Origin of the sequence: Aliivibrio sifiae (assembly GCF_002954715.1) — a bacterium.
Classification (GTDB): Bacteria; Pseudomonadota; Gammaproteobacteria; order Enterobacterales; family Vibrionaceae; genus Aliivibrio; species Aliivibrio sifiae.
Genome location: NZ_MSCP01000001.1, coordinates 1,388,790 through 1,411,069, shown reverse-complemented (window position 1 = coordinate 1,411,069; position 22,280 = coordinate 1,388,790). Strand labels below are relative to the sequence as shown.

14 protein-coding genes and 1 pseudogene are annotated in these 22,280 nt (G+C 38.6%); 10 read left to right on the top strand and 5 right to left on the bottom strand.

Annotated features, from left to right (window positions below; all coding sequences use genetic code 11):
- Positions 1-111 precede the first annotated feature (111 nt).
- Complete coding sequence (locus tag BTO23_RS06225) at positions 112-963, bottom strand: SIS domain-containing protein (protein ID WP_105063173.1); 852 nt, start codon at positions 961-963, stop codon at positions 112-114.
- A gap of 259 nt (positions 964-1,222) precedes the next feature.
- On the opposite strand from BTO23_RS06225, the gene murQ reads away from it, so the two are divergent.
- From murQ to BTO23_RS06200, 5 genes are all read left to right on the top strand, one after another.
- Entirely contained in the window at positions 1,223-2,125 is a 903-nt protein-coding gene (murQ, locus tag BTO23_RS06220) for an N-acetylmuramic acid 6-phosphate etherase (RefSeq protein ID WP_060991811.1), read from the top strand.
- A gap of 62 nt (positions 2,126-2,187) precedes the next feature.
- On the top strand, positions 2,188-3,642 hold the full coding sequence (gene murP / locus BTO23_RS06215) for a PTS N-acetylmuramic acid transporter subunit IIBC (RefSeq protein WP_061011675.1): 1,455 nt from the start codon (positions 2,188-2,190) through the stop codon (positions 3,640-3,642).
- 452 nt (positions 3,643-4,094) lie between these two features.
- Positions 4,095-6,704, top strand: a complete 2,610-nt coding sequence (locus tag BTO23_RS06210) for a glycosyl hydrolase family 18 protein (protein WP_105063172.1) — start codon at positions 4,095-4,097, stop codon at positions 6,702-6,704.
- A gap of 134 nt (positions 6,705-6,838) precedes the next feature.
- Complete coding sequence (locus tag BTO23_RS06205) at positions 6,839-7,378, top strand: YaeQ family protein (RefSeq protein ID WP_060990749.1); 540 nt, start codon at positions 6,839-6,841, stop codon at positions 7,376-7,378.
- A gap of 94 nt (positions 7,379-7,472) precedes the next feature.
- Positions 7,473-8,201 carry a sulfite exporter TauE/SafE family protein gene (locus BTO23_RS06200; protein ID WP_060990750.1) on the top strand — a complete coding sequence of 243 codons (729 nt, stop codon included), beginning with the start codon at positions 7,473-7,475 and terminating at the stop codon, positions 8,199-8,201.
- Between the two features lie 28 nt (positions 8,202-8,229).
- On the opposite strand, the gene BTO23_RS06195 is transcribed toward BTO23_RS06200, so the two are convergent.
- The gene (locus BTO23_RS06195) at positions 8,230-9,129 is read right to left on the bottom strand and encodes a LysR family transcriptional regulator (RefSeq protein WP_061011673.1); all 900 of its coding nucleotides are present in this window, start codon (positions 9,127-9,129) and stop codon (positions 8,230-8,232) included.
- A 146-nt stretch (positions 9,130-9,275) separates the two neighbouring features.
- Between BTO23_RS06195 and BTO23_RS06190 the strand changes: the two genes are divergently transcribed.
- Positions 9,276-10,133 (top strand): Vmh family MBL fold metallo-hydrolase, encoded by an 858-nt coding sequence (locus BTO23_RS06190; protein WP_060990752.1) that lies wholly within the window; start codon positions 9,276-9,278, stop codon positions 10,131-10,133.
- Positions 10,134-10,283: 150 nt separating this feature from the next.
- Here BTO23_RS06190 and BTO23_RS06185 read toward each other — a convergent pair.
- Positions 10,284-12,133, bottom strand: a pseudogene (locus BTO23_RS06185) (BCCT family transporter).
- A 447-nt stretch (positions 12,134-12,580) separates the two neighbouring features.
- Between BTO23_RS06185 and BTO23_RS06180 the strand changes: the two are divergent.
- The 3 genes from BTO23_RS06180 (at position 12,581) to BTO23_RS06170 (ending at position 18,074) form a co-directional block, all read left to right on the top strand.
- Positions 12,581-14,617 (top strand): prolyl oligopeptidase family serine peptidase, encoded by a 2,037-nt coding sequence (locus tag BTO23_RS06180; RefSeq protein WP_105063171.1) that lies wholly within the window; start codon positions 12,581-12,583, stop codon positions 14,615-14,617.
- 305 nt (positions 14,618-14,922) lie between these two features.
- Entirely contained in the window at positions 14,923-17,466 is a 2,544-nt protein-coding gene (locus BTO23_RS06175; RefSeq protein WP_105063170.1) for a hypothetical protein, read from the top strand.
- Between the two features lie 233 nt (positions 17,467-17,699).
- Positions 17,700-18,074: a hypothetical protein gene (locus BTO23_RS06170; protein ID WP_061002205.1), complete on the top strand. Its 375-nt coding sequence runs from the start codon at positions 17,700-17,702 to the stop codon at positions 18,072-18,074.
- Between the two features lie 192 nt (positions 18,075-18,266).
- Here BTO23_RS06170 and BTO23_RS06165 read toward each other — a convergent pair whose 3' ends face one another.
- Together BTO23_RS06165 and BTO23_RS06160 are read right to left on the bottom strand one after the other, a co-directional pair.
- On the bottom strand, positions 18,267-19,754 hold the full coding sequence (locus tag BTO23_RS06165) for an oligopeptide:H+ symporter (protein WP_061002206.1): 1,488 nt from the start codon (positions 19,752-19,754) through the stop codon (positions 18,267-18,269).
- A 438-nt stretch (positions 19,755-20,192) separates the two neighbouring features.
- Positions 20,193-21,077, bottom strand: a complete 885-nt coding sequence (locus tag BTO23_RS06160) for an alpha/beta hydrolase (RefSeq protein WP_061002211.1) — start codon at positions 21,075-21,077, stop codon at positions 20,193-20,195.
- Positions 21,078-21,214: 137 nt separating this feature from the next.
- Between BTO23_RS06160 and BTO23_RS06155 the strand changes: the two genes are divergently transcribed.
- The gene (locus BTO23_RS06155; RefSeq protein ID WP_061002212.1) at positions 21,215-22,099 is read left to right on the top strand and encodes a LysR family transcriptional regulator; all 885 of its coding nucleotides are present in this window, start codon (positions 21,215-21,217) and stop codon (positions 22,097-22,099) included.
- Positions 22,100-22,280: the final 181 nt, after the last annotated feature.

Below are 22,280 nucleotides of genomic sequence, written 5' to 3'. Positions count from 1 at the left end.
GAATATTAGCAATAAATATCATGAAAAAAGGTTATAAATGCCATTACGATCACATTGATTTTTGTGTCTTTTATCGTTGTAACAATGATCTCTTGGCTAAATATGAAGGCATCAAATTCTATTCATCGTTGATGAGATTTCATCAATCAATAGTTTTGCTGTATCGCTTTTTATTTGTAATAACGTCATAAATAATAAATCGGTAATTACATTCTGGGCTGTTCTTGAAGATATTGATGAACTGCGGAATTGCCTTTCATCTGCAATCGTATCAATACAAAAATTAGCGAGTTTACGTAAAGGGCTTTTCTTTGTGCTGGTTAATGCAATTACGGTTGCTCCTTTATCAAGTGCCGTTTGTGCCGCCATTAGGATTTCTTTTCGACTACCAGAATATGAGATGACAATTTGAACGTCATTTTTGGTTAAGGCGTTCGCTGTTGCAATTTGAACATGACTATCTTGTTCAGTCAGTGCAGTCATTCCTATTTTTAACAGTTTAAAGGCCAGATCTTTAGCGGTTAACGCTGACCCTCCAATGCCTACTATTTGAATTCGTTGTGCTTGGTTAAGCAGGATGGTGATGATTTCAAACTCTGAAAAATCAATGGCGTTGGTTGTTGCAATAAGAGCGTGGTTTTTTTCTTGTACTAACTTTTGCGCGATCGTTAAAGAAGAATCGTCACTGTTTATTTTGTTATGAATTGGACGTTCAGGTTCTAGTATTGCGTGCTTTCGTCCTAGGTCTTCAATAATCGCCAGCTTAAAAGCAGTAAACCCTTTGAACCCAAGCCGCTGTGTCAGTTTCACAATACTTGATTGCGACACGCCGACTTTCGCAGCAAGTGCTTGGCTTGAATATGAGCCAATTGCGGTGGGTTCATCAAGAATAAAATCCAAAATCTTTATTCCATTTGCAGATAAGTTGCTTCTTTGGTTTTGTATCTTTTCTAAAATACTCATCGTACCTATCTTTTTTTGAATTAATTATTCCAAATTAATGGTCATTATTCTTTATGGCTTTATTTTATTAAATGTTTGAAATAAAAGTGATTATTTTATTTTTGCATCGAATTTTTCTTATTGTTAATTTTATTTATTCCACCTATTTTGGGAGTTTAGAATAACTTTTGTTGTGATTTTGGTCACTAAATGGAATTTTTTATTCTTTATGATGACAACCATTGAAATTGAGAATTTATCTTTTGAAGAGAGCCTAACAATGAAAATTGACTTAACTACATTAGTAACAGAAAGCCGTAATCAAGCCAGTGAGAAAATTGATGTTTTATCAACGGTGGATATGCTCACAGTAATTAATAAAGAAGATCAAAAAGTCGCGTTAGCGGTAGAAGCTATTCTTCCTCAAATAGCTGAGGTTGTTGATGCAATTGCAGTAGCTTTTCAATCTGGTGGACGTTTGATTTATACCGGTGCAGGTACTTCTGGTCGTTTAGGTATTTTAGATGCGAGTGAATGCCCTCCAACGTATGGCTCTAATCCTGATTTGGTTGTTGGCTTAATTGCGGGTGGTCATAAAGCCATTTTAAAAGCCGTTGAAAATGCAGAAGACAACCGAGAGCTTGGTGCTTCTGATCTGAAAGATTTAGGGCTAAACGAGAAGGATGTATTAGTGGGTATCGCAGCGAGCGGGCGCACACCTTACGTTCTTGGTGCCATGGAATACGCAAAATCGGTTGGAGCGACAGTCGCTACATTAAGCTGTAATCCAAACAGCCCAATGACTGAATTGGCAGACATTAACATGACCCCTGTGGTTGGGCCTGAAGTCGTGACGGGTTCTTCTCGTATGAAAGCAGGCACTGCACAAAAGTTAGTGCTTAATATGCTGACAACAGGCGCGATGATCCGTACAGGTAAAGTGTTTGGCAACTTGATGGTTGATGTAGAAGCAACCAACGCCAAATTAGTACAAAGACAAAAGAATATTGTTATTGAAGCGACAGGTTGCTTAGAAAGTGAAGCTTCAGACGCATTATCTCAATGTAATAACCACTGTAAGACAGCGATTCTTATGGTGTTATCAGGACTCGATGCAAAAAGTGCAACAGACAAGCTGACCAAGCATAACGGCTTCATTCGTGATGCACTTTCAGATTCATAATTGTTAAGCGATAACAGGTCATATATGGCCTTTTATATCGAAAAATTGAAAAGGAACAGGACATGGCTAAAATAACCACTTCCATGATTCAAGAAATATTAAGTGCAATTGGTGGCAAAAATAATGTCATTAAATGTGGTAACTGTATGACGCGTTTACGTCTTACTTTACATGATGACAGCCTTGCTAGTCGAGATACTATTAAACGTATTTCAGGCGTAATGGGTTTAGTTGAAAGTGACGACCAATTTCAAATCGTTTTAGGTCCGGGTAAAGCACAAACTGCCGCTGAAATGATGAATGAAATGATGGAAGGTGAAGAGGATAACCAAGCACCTAATACGACTGAAAATCGAGACCTTAAAGACGTCGCTTCTGAACATAAACAGAAGTTAAAAAAGAAACAAACGAGCGCGACTCAGCGATTTTTAAGTAAGTTTGCGACCATTTTTACCCCGTTAATTCCGGGTTTCATTGCCGCTGGTTTGTTGTTAGGTTTTGCTACTCTATTAGATCAAGTTTATGTGATGGGGAATGAGTCACCAAACGCTAATTTGGTTGATTTAATTCTCTACATGAAAGTGTTCAGTAAAGGCTTATTTAGCTTTCTTAGCATCTTGATTGGTTATAACGCACAGCAAGCCTTTGGTGGTTCGGGTGTGAACGGTGCTATTTTAGCGTCATTGTTTGTATTGGGTTATAACCCAGAAGCAACCACTGGAATTTACTCTGGTATGACGGATTTCTTTGGTCACGGTATCGATCCTAGAGGTAATATCATTGGAGTATTAATCGCTGCGATTATTGGTGCAGGTGTTGAGAAAAAAGTACGTCAATACATGCCTGATAACCTAGACATGATTTTAACTTCAGTGGTTACGTTACTTATCATGGGAGCTGTTACCTTTGTGGTCATCATGCCACTAGGTGGAGTATTGTTCCAAGGTATGTCATGGTTGTTCATTAACCTGAACGGCAACCCTTTTGGTAGTGCTATTTTAGCGGGTCTGTTTTTAATCTCAGTGATGTTTGGTATTCACCAAGGTTTTGTACCTGTGTATTTTGCATTGATGGATGCACAAGGCTTTAATTCACTATTCCCAATCTTAGCGATGGCAGGGGCAGGCCAAGTTGGTGCAGCATTAGCACTTTATGCTAAAGCAAGTAAAGATGCGTTACTACGTACACAAGTCAAAGGCGCAATTATTCCAGGGTTCTTAGGAATAGGCGAACCACTGATTTACGGTGTGACACTACCAAGAGTTAAACCATTTATTACTGCATGTATTGGTGGCTCAGCTGGGGGCTTCTTTATTGGATTAGTGTCGTACATGGGATTACCTGTTGGTTTGAATACGGTATTTGGTCCATCAGGTATTGTGGCTTTACCTCTAATGACATCAAGTGCAGGTATATTCGCCGGTATGATGGTGTTTGCTGCTGGTCTTGTGATTGCTTACGCTGTTGGTTTTATTGCAACGTGGTTCTTTGGTACAAAAAATGTAGATTTAAGCTAAACTTATTAAGTTAATCCATTAAATAAGTACTTTCCCCTATAAGTACATAAAGACCTTTCTGGTACCACAGAGAGGTCTTTTTTTGTTTACTACTAAAATATCTTATTTCATTTATATAAATAAGTACGTTGTGTTGTGCTGAAAATGCCTAAATTCTAAATGGCTATCGTGATGCCTATTCCAAACATTATCATTAAGTATCAATTAGTAAATAAATAATTTTTCGTTCTTATTATTAGTTTTAACAATAGTTGCGGAATAGAAATCACACTGAAACTGTAATAAAAATTAACATTTATACATATTTTATTACTTAGTGGTCATTTGTTAGTAACTTGGCGCCACTTAAATGACCATAAGTATTTTTTATCGTCACGATAAAAGTTGCTTATTTTGTAGCTTGTTTTGTTGTTTGTATCATTTATTTGATTATTAAATAAAGAGGAAAAGCAATGAAAAGGAAAACAATGTTAGCGACCATAATTAGTGGTTTATTTATAACTCAGGCTTATGCGTCAGCACCTGGGAAGCCTTCTATTGATTGGGCTGAGCACAAATATGCATTAGTTGAAGTTGATCCTAGCGCAGTCGCATATAATGAGTTAGTTAAGGCTCGTCATGATTCTGTTGATGTGAATATTTCATGGAATGTGTGGTCTGGCGATGCCGTTGAAATATCACGCGTTTATATGAATGAAGACCTTGTGTGGGAAGGTTCTGGTGCTGCAACATCGGCAACATTCCCAATTAGCAAAGGTGGTATCTACAACATGACGCTTGAATTATGCAACGCTGATGGTTGCAGTGTGTCAGATTCAAAAGAAATAGCAGTTGCAGACACTGATGGTAGCCATCTTAAGCCATTAGAAACTGGCTATTTAGAAAATAATAAACCTTACAAAAACACGTCAGGAAAAGTGGTAGGTACTTATTTTGTTGAATGGGGTGTTTATGGTCGTGAATATAATGTTGATCAATTACCTGCGAAGAACCTAACACACATTTTATACGGTTTTGTTCCTATGTGTGGTGGCGATGGCATTAACGATAGCTTAAAAACAATCAGTGGTAGCTTTGCTGCATTACAAAACGCTTGTAAAGGGCGTAAAGATTTTGAAGTGGCGATTCATGACCCATGGGCGGCAGTTCAAAAGCCTCAAAAAGGTGTGGAAGCTTATTCTGAAGCGTACAAAGGAAACTTTGGGCAATTAATGGCATTAAAACGTGCACAGCCTGATCTGAAAATATTACCGTCAATTGGTGGTTGGACGTTATCTGACCCGTTCTTCTTCATGGATGATGCCGCTAAGAGGGCGACATTTGTTGCTTCAGTAAAAGAATATTTATTAACTTGGAAGTTCTTTGATGGTGTCGATATCGATTTTGAATTCCCTGGTGGTGATGGGGCTAACCCTAATCTAGGTGATACAGAGAAAGACAGTGATATTTATATCGCTATTCTAAAAGATTTACGAGTAATGCTAGATGAGCTAGAAGCAGAGACGGGACGTACATACGAACTCACCTCTGCAATCGGTGCCGGTGAAGATAAGATTGAAGACGTAGATTACAAGTCAGCTCAACAATATTTAGACAACATTTTCTTAATGAGCTACGACTTTTATGGCGCGTGGGACAACAATAACCTTAACCATCAAACAGCACTACATGCATCAAGCATGAAAGAAGAAACTCGTTATTACACCTCTCGTGGCGTTGATTTAATGCTAGAGCAGGGTGTTGACCCAAGTAAAGTTGTTGTTGGTGTTGCTGCTTATGGTCGTGGTTGGACTGGAGTCACTGGAGCACTGCCGGGAAATCCATTTGCAGGCACTGCTACAGGCCCAATCAAAGGAACTTGGGAGAATGGTGTTTTAGATTATCGTGATATTGTTAATAATCATATGGGAACTGGTTGGGAGTACGGGTACGATGAAAAAGCGGAAGCACCATACTTATTTAAAGCGTCAACAGGCGATCTAATTACTTATGATAATGCTCGTTCTATTAAAGCAAAAGGAAACTATGTAAGCCAACTTGGTCTTGGCGGTGTTTTCTCTTGGGAAATAGACTCTGATAATGGCGATATCCTCAATGCGATGCATGAAGGTTTAGGTCATGGTGATGACTCTGGCCCTGTTGATCCTGAAAATCAGGCACCAAAAGCAAATGCTGGACGTGATCAAGTGGTAACCGGTGAAAAACGAGTGATTCTTGATGGTTCATCGTCTTATGATCCTGAACGTGGTGAGTTAAGCTACTCTTGGGTTCAAACCTCGGGTGATAATGTTCAGATCACAAACCCAACGTCAGTAAAAGCTGAAATTACAGTGCCTGAAGTGGAAGAGAAAGTGAACTATACGTTTGAGCTGACCGTTGTTGATGATGAGGGGCTTTCAGCAAAAGACACCGTAGTTATCTCTAATGATATTCCACAAGAAAACCAAGCACCAACAGTGACGTTACCGGTAGCGTTAGCGGTGAAAGCAGCTGAAGTATTTACCTTAAATGCACAAGCGACAGACCCTGAAAATGATACCTTGATTTATTCATGGACAAATATAAATGCATTTACAGTTGTTAGTGGTTTAGGTACAGCATCTTTAACGCTTAAAGCACCTGAATTAGAGACTGAAACGATAACAAGTATTAATGTTACGGTTACTGATGGCAGTTTAGATGCTTCTGCAACGACTCGTGTTACGGTCGCTAAAAAAGACGATGATAATGGTACTGGTGGAGAGTGTTCGGTCACTGATCCAAATGCAGCTAATTACCCAGCATGGAGTGCAACTGAGATTTATACAACAGAAACAGTAAGTCATAATGGTCTTGTTTATAAAGCAAACTGGTGGATACAAGGCGTTGAGCCTGCTCCAGGTGTTGATGGTTGGCAGTTAATCAGTGATGCAAATCTAGGTTGGGATCCAGCCGTTGCTTATTCTGGTAAAGCACAAGTGGATCATAAAGGTAACCGTTGGGAAGCTCAATGGTGGACTCAAGGTAATGAGCCCGGCGTAGATTCAGTATGGGTTAATATTGGAGATGCTCTTTGTAAATAGCCTTAAATAATTAATGTATAATAACGATGCATTAAAGACGAAAAGCCAATAAGAAATTATTGGCTTTTTTTATGCCTAGCTAACCAACAAGAATCGCGTACAATGCCTGCAATTCTCAATAGTTAGGAAAGCCAGTGGCTATCAAACCGACCATCTACAAATTTCGTGTTGCTCTAACGGACATGAACCGTGATCATTATGATTCAGTAAACTTAACCATCGCTCAGCATCCTTCAGAAAATGTAGAGCGTATGATGGCTCGTGTATTGGCATTTTGTTTGAATGCAGAAGAGCGTTTAACGTTTACTAAAGGATTATCAGCGGTTGATGAACCTGATATTTGGGTTCGTGAATACGATGATACGATCTCATTGTGGATTGATGCTGGTGAGCCAGATCCTGAGCGTATGAAAAAGGCCTCACGTCAATCAAAAGTGACTAAAGTGTATAGCTTTAACTCAAAATCAGACGTGTGGTGGAAGCAAAACCAAAGTAAATTCAAACAGTATCCTGTTGATGTTGTTCGCTTTGATTGGGAGCAGATCCAAGAGTTCTCTACATTTTTAGAAAGAACGATGGAAATCTCAGTGATGATTACGGGTGATTCAGCGTTTATTTCAACAGCGAAAGGCGATTGCGAAGTAACATGGGAAACATTGCAATCTGTTGAGTAACATTGAAAGGGTAAAGAGTGTAATACTGCTATTTCCTTTTTTAAAATCTAGTTCATAATGCCCTCTGTTATAACCATAGCAGAAGGCATTTTTTATGGAGTTTACCTTAATGGATCTTGGTTTGTTATTTGCGATGATCTTGATTTTCATCGGTTCATTTGTACAAAGTGCAATTGGCTTTGGTTTGGCAATTGTGACCGCTCCATTATTGTTCTTAATCTCTCCCAATTATGTTCCCGGGCCTATTGTTATAGTTGGATTGTTTTTATCCATTATTAACGCCTATAAATACAAAGCGAGTGTCTCTTTTCGTGGCTTAGGGTATGCTTTTTTAGGCAGAATTCCGGGGTCGGTATGTGGTGGTTTTTTACTTTATTATGTCGACGCAAAACTCTTGTCGCTTTGGATTGGCATTGTCGTATTACTTGCTGTAGCTGTAAGTTTATTACCATTTCGTATTGAACCAAATAACTCAAGAATGACGGTTGCGGGTTTCTTTTCTGGTTTGTTTGGCACAAGTTCTGGTATTGGGGGGCCTCCAATGGCGTTGTTGTTACAACACCAAGAAGCAAATTTAATCCGGGCTAATTTATCGGCGTTCTTCGTGGTAAGTAGCTTTATATCATTGGTGGTGCAAGTTCCTGCAGGATATATGAGCATGTCGCATTTATATCTTACTTTGCCTTTATTGCCTGCGTCATACATTGGTTATTTAGTTGCAATGAAAGTGGTCGACAAAATCGACAAAGATACGATAAGAAAAGTATCTCTAGTGATGTGTTCGATCTCTGGTATTGCTGCGATTTTATTGGCGCTAACATAAGGGTTAATCATTAAGACAACATTCATTTTTAACTTTGCCAATATGAGGATGATTTCATGCTATCCGTCAGGAAATCAATAAATGCTCTTTGTAAAGGGGTGACTTGTTTTCGAGTTGCGTAAATAGCATAAACACTCAAGATTTTTGGCTGCCACTCTGGTAATAATTGAATTAGCTCGCCACGTTCAATTAAAGGTTGAACCGTCGGGAATGGCTGTTGACTGATCCCATTACCACGCAGCGTTGCAGAAAGTAAGATCTCAGAGAGGTTCGCACTAATATTGCCCTGAATCGGAACGGACTCTGCTCCGTTTGGGCCATCAAATACCCACGCAGAACGTCCAAAATATGTATAAGAAAGGCAGTTATGCTGACTTAACTCTTGTACGTTTTGAGGTCCTCGGTGTTTTTCTAGGTATTTTGGTGAAGCACAAATGACAGACCTGCATTCACCTAATCGTTTAGCGACGACATTTGGCTCTAAATCATTCGTAATACGAATGGCTAAATCAATCCGAGATTCAACGATATTTACAGATTCATCAGTAGAAAGAATATCAACCGATGTCTCTGGCCACATGGTGACAAAGTCATCGATAACATCAATAAGAAAACTATCTATTAATGAATAGCTTGCTGTTATTCTGAGCTGACCTTTTAGTTGTATTGTGTTTTGGTTTCTAATTCCATCCAAGGTGCCAGCCAGTGCGAGTAGATTACGTGCAGCTTCAAGAGTCTCTTCACCTGGGGTTGTTAAACTCAAGCTTCTGGTTGTTCGATGAAGTAATCTTACGTCCATCCAACTCTCTAATTCAGCCAAATAGCGCGATACTTTTGCTCGTGACATTCCAAGATGTTCTGCCGCAGAGCTTAAGCTCTTTTGTTCAACAATGGTGACAAAAACATGTAACGCGGTCAGCCTATCCATAACAACCTACTTAATACTTATATGTTCGAAAAATGAAACAGTGAAAGTCAGATTATCGGGTATTTCAACGAAATACAATCTAATAATATGGTCTTTTAACAGCGACATATTTATTAAAATAATCTTTAATTATACGTAGGTAATCTATGACTAAACTTTCTGCTATCACTTTAACGAGTACTTTTTTATTGATGAGTTATGCCTCTGCAGCTGATCTCCGATTATCACCGTATAACCCAGGTAAAGAAGGGGTTTTTCCAACGACCTCTGTTCTTGTTAGTGGTGAAAAAGAAGTGATTTTATTTGATGCACAATTCAGTACTAACGATGGCTTCGCGTTAGTCAATAAGATCAAAGATCAGGATAAAAAGCTTAGTATGATTTATATCAGTGGTGGCGATCCAGATTATTACTTTGGACTACAACCGCTAGTAAAAGCATTTCCTGACGTAAAAGTAGTCGCAAGTGAATCTGTTGTTGAGCACATTAAGCAGACAATGGACATGAAATTGGCTTATTGGGGACCAATTTTAGGTGATGGTGCGCCAACAGAGATTATCGTGCCAGAGGTATTAAACGATACAACGTTAATGCTTGATGGTAAAAAGATAGAAGTGAAAGAGATAAACACACACCAAGCTTATTTGTGGGTACCATCAGCGAAGGCTGTGTTTGGTGGTGTATCAGTTTCTTCTGGAATGCACGTTTGGACTGCTGACTCACAAACAAAAGAAGAAAGACATGAGTGGTCACAATCATTAGAACGAATGATGAAATTAGATCCAGAAGTGGTTATTCCCGGGCATTATCTTGGCGATATACCGAAAAAGGCTGAGGCGGTTTCGTTTACGCTTAACTATTTAAAGCATTTTGAAGAGGCGTTATCTCAATCAAATAAATCTGAAAATGTCATCAAAACAATGAAAAAACATTACCCATCGCTAGCAGGTGAAGAGGATTTATCATTAAGTGCGAAAGTCAATACGGGTGAGATGGAGTGGTAATACTAATCACATTTGAGTTTGAACCGTTATATTTTTCGATAACCAGAGGGTGAATAAACAAAAAACCGCTTTTATATTTAGCGGTTTTTTGTATTTAATATTTGAGTTAATGCCTGCATATTTACAGCTGGCATTAACAACGAAGGTTGATTAGCTTGGCGAATTTAATCTTGTCTTAATTGCCAATTTAGTCTCTTCATTTACTTGCAAAGCTTCGTCTTCGACCTTTTGGCGCATTAATGCATCAAAGGAAACTCGCGCTTCTTGAGCAAGCTCAGACGCCGCTAGCTTAGCATCTTTAGCGTTCATTGAGTCATCCGTTAATTGACGTAATTTCTCAATGATTTCATCAGGTGCATCGCCTAAATCAACGCTTGATTCTCCACGAGCCAATGCTTCTTTACGTAACTGTTTTTTCAGCATCCAAATTGCGTCGTTTGCTTCACGCTCAAGATCTGCCGCTTCAATTGCGTTATCACGTAGTTGTTCAAAGCGAGCCAATGCTTGGCCTTCTTTGCTCCAAGGATCAACATCTGGTAAATCAGAGATATTGATTACTGGATCCACGTAATTATCTTGGTGAGATAAGTCTAGCATTGCCGCTTTAACACCAGAGATCATTAGCATTACTGCGATAACCAATAGTGGTAAACCACCAACAATTGCAGCTGTTTGTAGTGTTGCCAAGCCGCCCATAAACATCAACGCCGATGGCATAAATGATAGAGTGAAAGCCCAGAACAGACGGTTCCAACGCATTGGATCTTCAGTCACGTTAGTTTGTACTACTGACGCTAAAATATAAGAGATAGAGTCAAACGTTGTCGCGGTGAAAATCACACATAACAAGGTAAATACAGCAATAACAAAAGTACTAAATGGCAGTGTTTCTAAAGTAGCGAAGATAGCACGAGTTGCCCCTTCAGAATTTAGAATACCTACGACATCTAACTCACCTGATAATTGCAGTGATAAACCGTAATTACCTAGAATGATGAAGTACATTGAACAGCCTAGAGAGCCGAAGAACACTGCGCCAGAGACCATTTGTTTAATCGTTCTTCCGCGTGAAATACGCGCAACGAATAGACCCATGCTTGGTGCAAATACTAGCCACCACGCCCAGTAGAAAATAGTCCAATCTTGTGGGAAGTGAGTATCTTCAAACGTACCCATACCACCAAAAGGTTCAGCCCAAGTTGCCATAACAAAGAAGTTAGACAGCATACGACCAATTGAATCTAAGCCTGTTTCCAACATGAAAATTGTTGGGCCACAAACCAATACAAAAAGCAGTAAACCTAACGCACCCCAGAAGTTAATGTTACTTAAAATCTTGATGCCTTTGTCCATACCCATGTACGATGAGTAAGCAAAGATAGCGGTACAAACCATAAGAACTAAAATCTGGCTGCCTGTTGTTGCAGGAATACCAAATAGGTAGCTAATACCTTCGTTAATCAGTGGTGCCGCTAAACCTAAAGTTGTTGCTGCGCCGCCCAACAAACCAAAGATAAACAGTACGTCAATAACTTTACCTAATTTACCAAAGCTGTGTGCTTCGCCAATAACAGGCATTAAAGCAGCAGAAACTTTTAGAACTGGCTGTTTACGAACATAGAAGAAGTAAGCAATTGAAACGGAGGATTTTGGTAATAGTAAGCCCACTCAATTGTACCCCAGTACAAAATACTAGCGCCGATACCACCACAAAATAGCATTGCCGCCCAAGACGCCAGTGCAAATTCTGGCTTCTCATCTGGATCACCCAGTTTGATTTGGCCGATATCAGAGAACACTATGTAGATCATGAAAAAGAATGCCGCTAAACCTAGACCTAAATAAGCAAAGCCTAATTTGTCGGTCATAAATGTTTTAGCAACGGCAATCCACTCAGCCCCTTCAGCTGGAAATACCAACAAGGGAATAACAACGGCACAAAGTAGTAATATTGCGCCGAAAAAGGTGGGTTTATCGATAAGATCGAAGTGTTTTTTCATTTTTATTGTCCGTAATAAAAACAGGTTTAATTATTAAGTACGCGCACCAAAAACTCCCCGTGCTGAGGGGATCAGACGGGTTCAACTTAAATTAATAGAGTATAAATAGTGTGTGCGGACGGTTTTTTGTGAGTAATGTAATGCTCGAAAGTTATCCAGATCACGATTAATGTGGATTGAAGATAAAATAGTGCTAATTGGTCCATCTGTCGACAAACTTACTTCTTGAATTAATCAAAAGTGTGATCAATGTATCATAAATATTTGTGATAAAAACCAACTGTTTAATAAATATTCTAAAGCAAATAAAAACCTTAATGCACCACTACAAACCGAACCTTAATACCCTATGCATCAATAACTAGTCTTAAATCATCAAACAGTTGTATTCCTATTTTTAATGGGCGTATTCTAGAAATAGACAACTAATTATAAATAGGATGTACCATGATTTATCCTTTCACAAAACAAGACTCAACAGTTGATCATTATTTCTCTCACACCATCGCAGATCCATATCGTTGGTTAGAAGACGACAGAAGCACAGAAACAGAGGCTTGGGTAGCAAATCAAAATAAAGTTACGTTTGATGCTCTTTCTCATATTGATTTTCGTGACGATATTCGTGATTTAATTGCGACAGGGCAAGATTACAAAAAGACCTCTCAGCCATTTAAGCGTGGCGATTACACCTATTTTTACCAGAATGATGGTCTACAAAACCAAAGTGTATTGTATCGTTCAAAAGAAGAGGGGGAATTTGAAGTCTTTCTTAATCCAAATACCTTCTCAGAAGAGGGGACAACGTCATTAGGCTCGGTAAGTTTCTCTAAAGACGCATCACTTGTGGCGTATTCGATATCAGAAGCAGGGAGTGATTGGCGTAAAATTTTCGTATTAAATACCGAAACCAAAGAACAAATTGAATCACCGATTGTAGATGCGAAATTTACTGATATCTCATGGTTAGGATCTAAAGGTTTTTATTACTCTAGCTATGATAAACCGACCGGCAGTGAGTTATCAGCACGGACTGATCAACATAAACTCTATTTTCATGAAATCGGTAAACCTCAATCTCAAGATGAAATCATTTTTGGATCTAAAGAAGAAGAGAAGCACCGTTACGTCAGTGGGTATACAACAGAAGACGATGCGTATTTGATCATTACGGCTGCAACATCGACATCAGGTAACAAGCTGTTTATTGAGCGATTAGGCGTTAATAATCCAACACGAATTACCGTTTTAGCTCATACTAATTCAGATACGTATGTGATAGAAAATGAAGATTCTCAGTTATTAATGTTTACTAATTTAGATGCACCAAATGGCAAGGTGGTTTCTTATAATGCAATAACCTGTGATTGGAAGGATATTATCCCAGAACAATCACAGCCTCTTGAGGTAAGCGCTGGTGGTGGAACGCTGTTCGCAAGTTATATGGTCGATGTGTTAAGCCAAGTGAAACAATATGACTTCTCAGGTAATTTATTAAGAGAGATTGAATTACCTGGTAAGGGACAAGTAACGGGATTCTCAGGTAGAAGAGAGCAAACTGATCTGTTTTTTACTTTCACTAACTATGTAACCCCACCTACGATTTATCAATTTGATGCAAAGACAGGCTGTACTGAATTGTATTTGGCTTCGGCATCACCGTTTGATAATGAGAAGTTTGAGTCAACTCAAGTGTTCTACACATCAAAAGATGGCACTCGAATTCCTATGATTATCTCGCATAAAAAAGGGATAGTCTTAAATGGTAAAAATCCAACTATTCTTTATGGTTACGGTGGCTTTAATGTCAGTCTAACGCCGAGCTTTAGTGGGGTAATGGCCAGTTGGTTAGAGCTTGGCGGTATTTATGCGATTCCCAATATTCGCGGTGGCGGTGAGTATGGAAAAGAATGGCACAATGCAGGAACACAACAGAAAAAACAGAACGTATTTGATGACTTTATTGCAGCGGCAGAATATTTGATTGAATCTGGTTACACCGATTCAGAGCATTTAGCTATTCGTGGTGGATCAAATGGTGGGCTATTAGTCGGTGCCTGTATGACTCAGCGACCTGAGTTATTTAAAGTCGCCCTGCCTGCGGTAGGTGTGTTGGATATGCTTCGTTACCATACCTTCACATCTGGAGAGGGGTGGGCGTATGATTTTGGCACCTCAGCCCAAAGTGAAGAAATGTTTAATTATCTACTAGACTATTCACCCGTTCATAACGTGAAAGAGGGCGTTGAATATCCAGCGACCTTGGTGACGACAGCGGATCATGATGATCGCGTTGTTCCTGCGCACTCTTATAAGTTCATTTCAGAGTTGCAAGCCAAGCAATTGGGTGAGAACCCTGTATTGATCCGCATTGATGTTAATGCTGGTCATGGAGCAGGAATGCCAATTTCAAAATCGATCGACTTAATGGCGGATGTTTACGCATTTACCTTGAGTAATATGAAGGTGAATCCGTTTGAGTAACTGGTTAGTTTATCGTTTTAATTATCCCTCTATGAATTAACGATATATACCTTTAGTCATTAATATTAAAACCGTATGCAGATTTGTGTGCGGTTTTTTTGAATTTATCTTTATTATTCAAATTGTTAGGGTTTGTCTGTGAGCAGGTTTTTATTACAGAAAAATAAAGTTCGAGTGACATAACAGTAATTAACATTATGATGTGTTGTCGATCGCATGAATGTTTGTTTTATGTTGGTAATGTTATCCAATTGATAAAAAATAACTCCGATAAATATAACCAATTCAATATATACGGAGATATTATGAACTTTCCAAAAACGTTGCTGGCTAGTGTTATCGCCTTGTCATTATCGGCATGTGGTGGTGATTCTTCATCGGATAATGACGCAACCACGCCAAATGAAACTAATATTACTCATGTAGGTAAAGCAGCAGATGGTTACTTACAATATGCAAATGTCTGCTTAGACTTAAATAACAATAAATCTTGTGATAATGAGGAACCCTCTGCAGCCACTGATGAAAATGGTTCATTTAGTCTTGATGTCACTCAAGAACAATTAGAGCTTCATCATTTACTTGTCGAAGTCATTGCTAATCAGACCATTGATAGCGATGCTCCTGGTGTTTTATTAACCAAAGGCTATTCATTGACTGCTCCAGCTGGTTCTGATTTTGTCAGTCCAATAAGTACTTTTATTCAAAATCAAATTGAAAAGGGAAATTCTGTTGAAGAGGCTATTCAATTTGTTCAAGCTCAACTAGGTACAGAGCTCGATATTACAAAAGACTACATTGCAGAAAAGCAAAGCACTTCATTAAGTGATGCAGAAAAAGCAGAGTTTGAAAAACTACATAGAGTTGCTCAAGTTACTGCGACAATTTTGGCGGATAAATTGGATGAATTAAAAGATTCAGCCGCACAAAATGGTATTTCAGACAAAGATCTAATAAATGTTATTACTGAAGAAGTGAGCAACGCTGCCTCGAATATTGCTTCAAGTATTCAATCTTCGGGTGATGCTTTTGATGTAAATAATGTGGCTAGTAAGGTGAAAAATGATCATATAGAGATCACTAGCGATAATCTTCAAGATAAAGTCGATGTGAATAATGCAGATAGAGATTCGAAGGACGCAAGTGTAGCTGCTCTTGCTGAGAACGGAGGCTTACTCTGGCTAGGAAGTGAGACAGGAAATTCGCCACGATTAGAGTACGGTGTTATTACGATGGATCGCGATAATGATGTTAGCGAAGAAATATATTTCTCTAACGCCGATTTTGATGGCTTTGATTTACAAGTTTCAGATTCGTCAGTGAACCTTCAACGTGCACTAGTTGCGGATGGTTGGGTTACAGCTGATGATACTATCGTTACTATTGAATCAAGACCAGATGGAACAGAGACATTAGTTACGGCAACACGAGATTTATCCCTTAAAGCCAGCATGAAGAAGGTGGATGTATCAGGTCTTAATGTTAAAAAAATCTTAGCGAAAACTGCCGATGATGCTGTTTGGACAAGTCTCTACGCAGATACTCTCGATTTCCCTCAAAGTACTTACGCGTATAACTTAAAAATTCAGCCCGAGATTGAGTCTTATTTCACATTTAATGAAGGCAATTGGTGTACTGAAGAGCAAAAAGAAGAGCGTGGTGGAATGTGTAACTCGGTTGCCGTGGAGACTGGGGTTGGCCCGGGAGCGCCAGCTACTGCGCTTGAGCAAATTTTCAAAGACGTGGCTGATGGTGACGTAAATGCGACGGCAATCATGGCTGGTATTTCAAACGGAGGTATCCTTGCTGAAATCGTTGCCGGTGGTGTCGTTAATTTTTATACATGGGACTACATGAATCCAGTTTCAGATGTTGTGGCCATTGGACATTGGGAAGATATGAATTCTTACGGAAAAGTAATCAGAAAGGTTACGGCTCCTGAAGCGTTAATGAATCGAGATGATATTACATGGAACAACTTTAACCGAGAAGATGGAACTCTTTATCTAACGGTAGTTGAAGGATTTGTACGTGTTGCAGGGGAAGTATCACTTGAACTTGAAGAAGAATACGTCTTTGGCGCTAATACGCTTCAATTTTTGAAGGACAGTTTACCAAAAGCACTCACTTTTAATGCCTGTTTAGCAAGCTTAGAAGATGCAAGTTATGTATTAGAATCAGGCCATACAATCACTTATAGTGCACAAAAATCTGTTGCTTGGGTTAATGATGGTGCGTTAACTGAGTATATTGAAACAAAGGAGTACATGGGGAACGATTTCTCATGGGCGACAGCGTATAATAATGTATATGACATGCCTGCTTGGGTTGCGGCTACAAATGAAAGTTTAGAGAAAACCCGATTTAAATCTCATAATGCTGATTTTACGTTACTTTCAATGGAAGATTTCTATTACGACGCAGATTACTATTATGGTGCAGAGGGGTTAAATGCTGATGGATATTTTGGTGGATGGGGTAGTCTAACTGCTACTTTACCAGTGAAAAAATCAAGCTCGTCTAAGCTTCTTAATTACGTTTATGCTAACTCGTATGAGAAAGTGTCACTAGCTTCAATTAAAAACTTGAATCTTAACGGTGGCTCTTTTAATGAGCTTGAGCGCAATATAATTAGTTACTCTGAAACCTTTGAAGGGAAAGAATCTATTACGGTTGAAGCGGGTACATTTGATGCTTGTAGAGTAACAGAAAAGGTATTTGTTGGTGATTTGCTTGATGTAAATACTCGTTGGTACATTAATCGTGGTTACATTAAGCAAGAAATGGCCGCTCCATCATGGGCACCAATTTATAATCGCGAAGCTCTGTATATTCCATTATTAGATTAGAACCATCATATCGCAATAGTTAAACTTTACTTCAAGCGCTCCTATTTGGAGCGTTTTTATTGGGCTTCTTAAAGCATAAGTTAAACATCCCACTTGAAAGTCTATTGGGGAATATCAATATACCAAGTAATTACATATTTAGGCGTAATCGTTATTGCTAGTTGTACTTGAGATAGTATTTTGCTAAAAAACGCGCATAATCTTGCTATACAACACTTAAAGAGAAATTACTCATGACTGATTTTCAATATTACTTTCATCAATTACCTTGTTTTAACTGTAAAAAAGCTAAAGTAAACACCGATCTTGGTTGGTTAACTGCCGCGATGAAAGATGATGTCGTAGCACAAATGACAGCTATTATTGCTCAAGATAACGTTGAGTCTGAGCTTTCAGTCAACGTAACTTGTACTAAAGACGAAGCTCGTGATTACTTGCTACTGAATTTCTATGGTTACTCAGAAGAAAAACTAGCAGATCAAGTTAAAGCGGAAGATGAGAAAGAAGTAGCGAATGAAATCACCGAGTTACTGGAAGAAGGTAACGATAGTGTAGTGTTTGAGCACGAGATCGTTCTACAAAGCTGTACTGATTGTGACGTTGATTAAGCGTTAAATCAGGTCTAATACCAATTAGAGTCATTATCTGTTCATTATTACTGGTTAAATTACTTAATGATTGTGTAATAAATAGACCATCTAATTAATTACATTGGTATAAAAGCTATAATAAAAAGCAGAATGAGCATCAAGCTTCATTCTGCTTTTGTGTTTAAGTCTGATGATTCTTATTAATTGAACTTAATGTTGCTTAATCAATTCAGGAGCTTCAGATTGTGAACTTGTCATCATGCGATTCAGTTTTGGTGCTGTGATTGCCATTACAATAGCAACCGCTAGAGTAATAAAGCCAATGTTTTGGAATAACTCAGTGTAAACAGGCAATGTATCTAGAGGATCAGTAAGATGCTCTGGTGTCGCGCTAAACGTAGCAACATAGCCACCAATAATAAATGAGGCCGCTTGAGTTAAGAACCATGCTCCCATAGTAAAGCCCATCAAGCGTTGTGGTACTAAGCTAGCAACCATCGCAAGGCCAAGACCACTGATCATTAGTTCACCTAAACTTTGGAATAAATAAACTAGAACCATCCACCAAACAGAGACCATACCTGCTTGGTCTGCAAACCAGTTCCCCGCAGCTGCTACAGATAAGAAACCGAATGCGCTCATAAACATACCAACCGTAAATTTACCTGGCATGGATAAGTCTTTATTTTTATTTCCATAATATGTATATAAGTAAGCCAAAATAGGACTACAAAATACAACCCAAAATGGATTTAGTGCTTGTAAACTAACAGGGTTAATATCTATACCGAACAGTTCAGTATGAACGTTATTAATTGCAAAGAAGTTTAATGATGTTGGCATTTGTGCGTATAACACATAGAAAATAATCGCTTGTAGCATAAGAATGAAAGCGACGATCATTTTGTTACGTTGTTCACCTGTTTCTTTGAATGTTTCTTTTAAGAAGAAGCCAACGACACCAACACCGATCACACCTAATGCTAAGTTTGCCATCATAATATTTTGCAACAACCATGCACAAACTAGGGTAGAGGCAACAGTGCCGATCAAAACAATTAACGCTTTGATTTTATTCAATGGTTGAGAATCTGGTTCTGAACCTATCCCTTGTACAGTACTACGAAGAGAAAAATAGCTAAATAGACTAGCGATTAATCCTAAACCACAAAGAAGAAAGGCATATTCATAACCGTAATTATTCGCAATAACAGGGCTTAAAGAAAGAGAAACAAGGGAGCCAATGTTGATAGACATATAATAAAGAGTAAATGCACCATCTAAACGGGAATCACCTTTTTCATAACACTTAGCTAATAGGCTCGATGGGTTTGCTTTGAATAACCCATTACCAACAGCAATAGCACCAAGGGCTAAATAGATAAAGTTAGGATTTAAAATCGAAAATCCCATTAAAAAATAGCCGAGAGCAAGAACGACAGCACCAAAGACCATGGTGCGTTTAGTTCCTAGAACATAATCTCCGACGTAGCCACCGACAGAGACAAGTCCATATACTAAAGCTGCAAAGGCACCAAAAGTAACAAAAGAGTCTTGCATACTAAAGCCGAGTTTATCGACAAAGTAGACAGCGAGTATGCCTTGAAGTCCGTAGTAGCCAAACCGTTCCCATAATTCAATGAAAAATATCATCTTAAATGGTTTTGGTTGGTTTAATATACTTGTTTTGTTGTCCATATTAGTTATTTCACCTAGCTGTTTATTATTGTGAAGGCATTAAAGACTAATTTTGGTGGTTAGAACGTGATATTAGTTTGCTTTGTGATTTTCTCTCTGTGATTCATATCGCATTAGATTAAATATTTTAATAATTAACGATTAGATAAATTTAATTGAGCAGGATAATTAGGTATCGATTAGGTTAAGTAAGTTACTGAAAGGTTAGGGTTTAACGTTAATTGTGTAATCTTATTCTGTTTAGATGCCATAAAGTGCATTAGATTTGCTAATTAATGTCGGTTATTTTTTTAACGCGTATAAAGATTGAGCTCTGACCGTACAAGGGTTTTGGTCTTTAGAATGAAATAAATGTTGGTTAATTTATAGATTGTCTTGTCTATTTTTGTGGTAAGACACAGAAAACCCGCTTACAGGCTTCCTGTGCTTATGCAAATATTACTTGAAAAATTTAATAATCATATCAATCGCTTGGTTAACATACTCATCCACATCATAAAGACCTATATGATTAGAGCCTTCAATACGCGCTAATTTTTTGGGTTCATTAGCAGCATCAAACATTTTTTCGCTTTCATAGGCCGAATCAGCTTCAGTTCCAACAATCATTAGTAGTGGTGTTGGAGATAATCTATCTGCGATATCCAAAGCTGAAAAATTAACAAGGCTCTCATATGACCACGGTAAAAACTTACTTTCATATAGACCTTTCGCTCCACGGTCGGTCATATAGTATTCGTAGAACTCGCGAAATAGGCGAGGCATCTCAAGATGATCAGATTCGGGAGCATGAGGCAGATAGTTTATTTCGCCTGTAGTTAAGTAGTGTTCTCTGGCCTTATTCGTCTGTGTTAGAAGATCTAAGATACCATCACGGCCCATAATATTGTGGTAAAAGCCTCTATGATCAAAATAGGCGCTTACTGTTGCGAGTGACTTTACTCGACGATCTGAAGCAACTGCATGAGCCAAATAGCCTCCACCAGAGCAAATACCTAGACCATGAATCTCATCGACATAGTGAAGAGTTTGTAAAAATGTGATTGCATTGCGGCAGTCTTCGGCTTTATTAAATGGATTCTCGTGGAACCGAGGCTCTCCTTCACTAGCACCGAAACTCGAGTGATCAAAAGTTAAGGCGATAAAGCCTTTCTTCGCAAGTTTTTCTGCATAGATCTGAACTGTTTGTTCTTTTACCCCAGCTTGTGGTGCTGCAATTATAACAGCAGGACACTTGTGCTTAATTTCTTTTGGTTGGTGAAGTTCAGCGGCAATACGGTTACCGTTGCTAATAAAATAAACGCTTTTTTTCGTAATCGTCATAGTAAATTATCTCTTTTGTTCGTGATATAGAGGTCGACTTAGAGAGGCTATTTGCTAACGCCCTAAGTATTTGACTATGTTAAGTTGACGTATTGTTTTAATATATAGTGCCATTCTTAAAACACTGTTAACTAAAAATGAACAATATATCTTGGAGAGGAATTCGAGCATTTATCTATGTTGCTGAGCATGGCAGTTTTACAGCTGCAGCTAATGCATTAGGTGGCTCCAAAGCCAACGTCAGTCAATTAGTTACTGAGTTAGAGGGGGCTTTAGGCGTTCAATTACTTTTTCGTACAACTCGACAGTTACGTTTGACGGATATTGGGAGTGGTTATTATCAACGATGTAAAGTAGCGATGCTGCAACTTGACTCTGCGGCTGAGTGGGCGACTGAGTCGAGAAGTGAGTTAAAAGGGCGTATACGAATGAACTCTGTTGGTGGGCCTATTGGTGAAGACTTAATTGCTCCACTAGTGATGAGTTTTCAAAAGCAATACCCTGATATAGAGGTCGAGTTGGATTTTTCAAATCTTCAAGTTGATCTGCTTGGAGAGCAATATGATTTAGTGTTAAGAGTTGGTGCGTTACCTGATTCTACTTTAGTTGCACGTCACTTATGTAATCTAACAACATATTACGTTGCTAGTCCTGACTTCCTAAACCAGCATGGTCCAATCACTAATCCAGAAGATTTAGAACGACTTCCTTTGATTCATGGAAGTGTAGAGCACTGGATACTAAAAAAAGGCTCAGAACAGAGAATCATTCACACTAACAGGGGTGTGAAAGCTGCGACAGGAAGGACGATGCGACAAGCGGTAATTGCAGGTTTGGGGGTGACAAGACTTACTGATGTGTACTGCCATACTGATATTCAAAATAACAAGCTTGTAGATGTATTACCTGAATGGTCAGAAGAGACACCATTGTCATTGGTGTGTCCACCCACAAAATATCACTTACAACGTGTTCGAACTCTAATCGATTGGATCATAGAACGATTTGATAAAGGCTACTAGTTCTTCATAAATTGCTAATTTAGAATTATTCAAAGATCATTCGACTCATAATGAACACATTAAAAAAAGTCGTTATTAACGGCTTTTTGTGTGTCACGTTATGACAGCATAACGTCATCTAATAACTAGTGCTTTAGCCTCAGCAAAACCCTCCGAGATGCTCCAATCACCAATAACGACC

Excerpts from the sequence above, each read along its gene's own strand:
- BTO23_RS06225 (WP_105063173.1), bottom strand. The coding sequence starts at position 963 with ATGAGTATTTTAGAAAAGATACAAAACCAAAGAAGCAACTTATCTGCA.
- murQ (WP_060991811.1), top strand. The coding sequence starts at position 1,223 with ATGAAAATTGACTTAACTACATTAGTAACAGAAAGCCGTAATCAAGCC.
- murP (WP_061011675.1), top strand. The coding sequence starts at position 2,188 with ATGGCTAAAATAACCACTTCCATGATTCAAGAAATATTAAGTGCAATT.
- BTO23_RS06210 (WP_105063172.1), top strand. The coding sequence starts at position 4,095 with ATGAAAAGGAAAACAATGTTAGCGACCATAATTAGTGGTTTATTTATA.
- BTO23_RS06200 (WP_060990750.1), top strand. The coding sequence starts at position 7,473 with ATGGAGTTTACCTTAATGGATCTTGGTTTGTTATTTGCGATGATCTTG.
- BTO23_RS06195 (WP_061011673.1), bottom strand. The coding sequence starts at position 9,129 with ATGGATAGGCTGACCGCGTTACATGTTTTTGTCACCATTGTTGAACAA.
- BTO23_RS06190 (WP_060990752.1), top strand. The coding sequence starts at position 9,276 with ATGACTAAACTTTCTGCTATCACTTTAACGAGTACTTTTTTATTGATG.
- BTO23_RS06180 (WP_105063171.1), top strand. The coding sequence starts at position 12,581 with ATGATTTATCCTTTCACAAAACAAGACTCAACAGTTGATCATTATTTC.
- BTO23_RS06175 (WP_105063170.1), top strand. The coding sequence starts at position 14,923 with ATGAACTTTCCAAAAACGTTGCTGGCTAGTGTTATCGCCTTGTCATTA.
- BTO23_RS06170 (WP_061002205.1), top strand. The coding sequence starts at position 17,700 with ATGACTGATTTTCAATATTACTTTCATCAATTACCTTGTTTTAACTGT.
- BTO23_RS06165 (WP_061002206.1), bottom strand. The coding sequence starts at position 19,754 with ATGGACAACAAAACAAGTATATTAAACCAACCAAAACCATTTAAGATG.
- BTO23_RS06160 (WP_061002211.1), bottom strand. The coding sequence starts at position 21,077 with ATGACGATTACGAAAAAAAGCGTTTATTTTATTAGCAACGGTAACCGT.
- BTO23_RS06155 (WP_061002212.1), top strand. The coding sequence starts at position 21,215 with ATGAACAATATATCTTGGAGAGGAATTCGAGCATTTATCTATGTTGCT.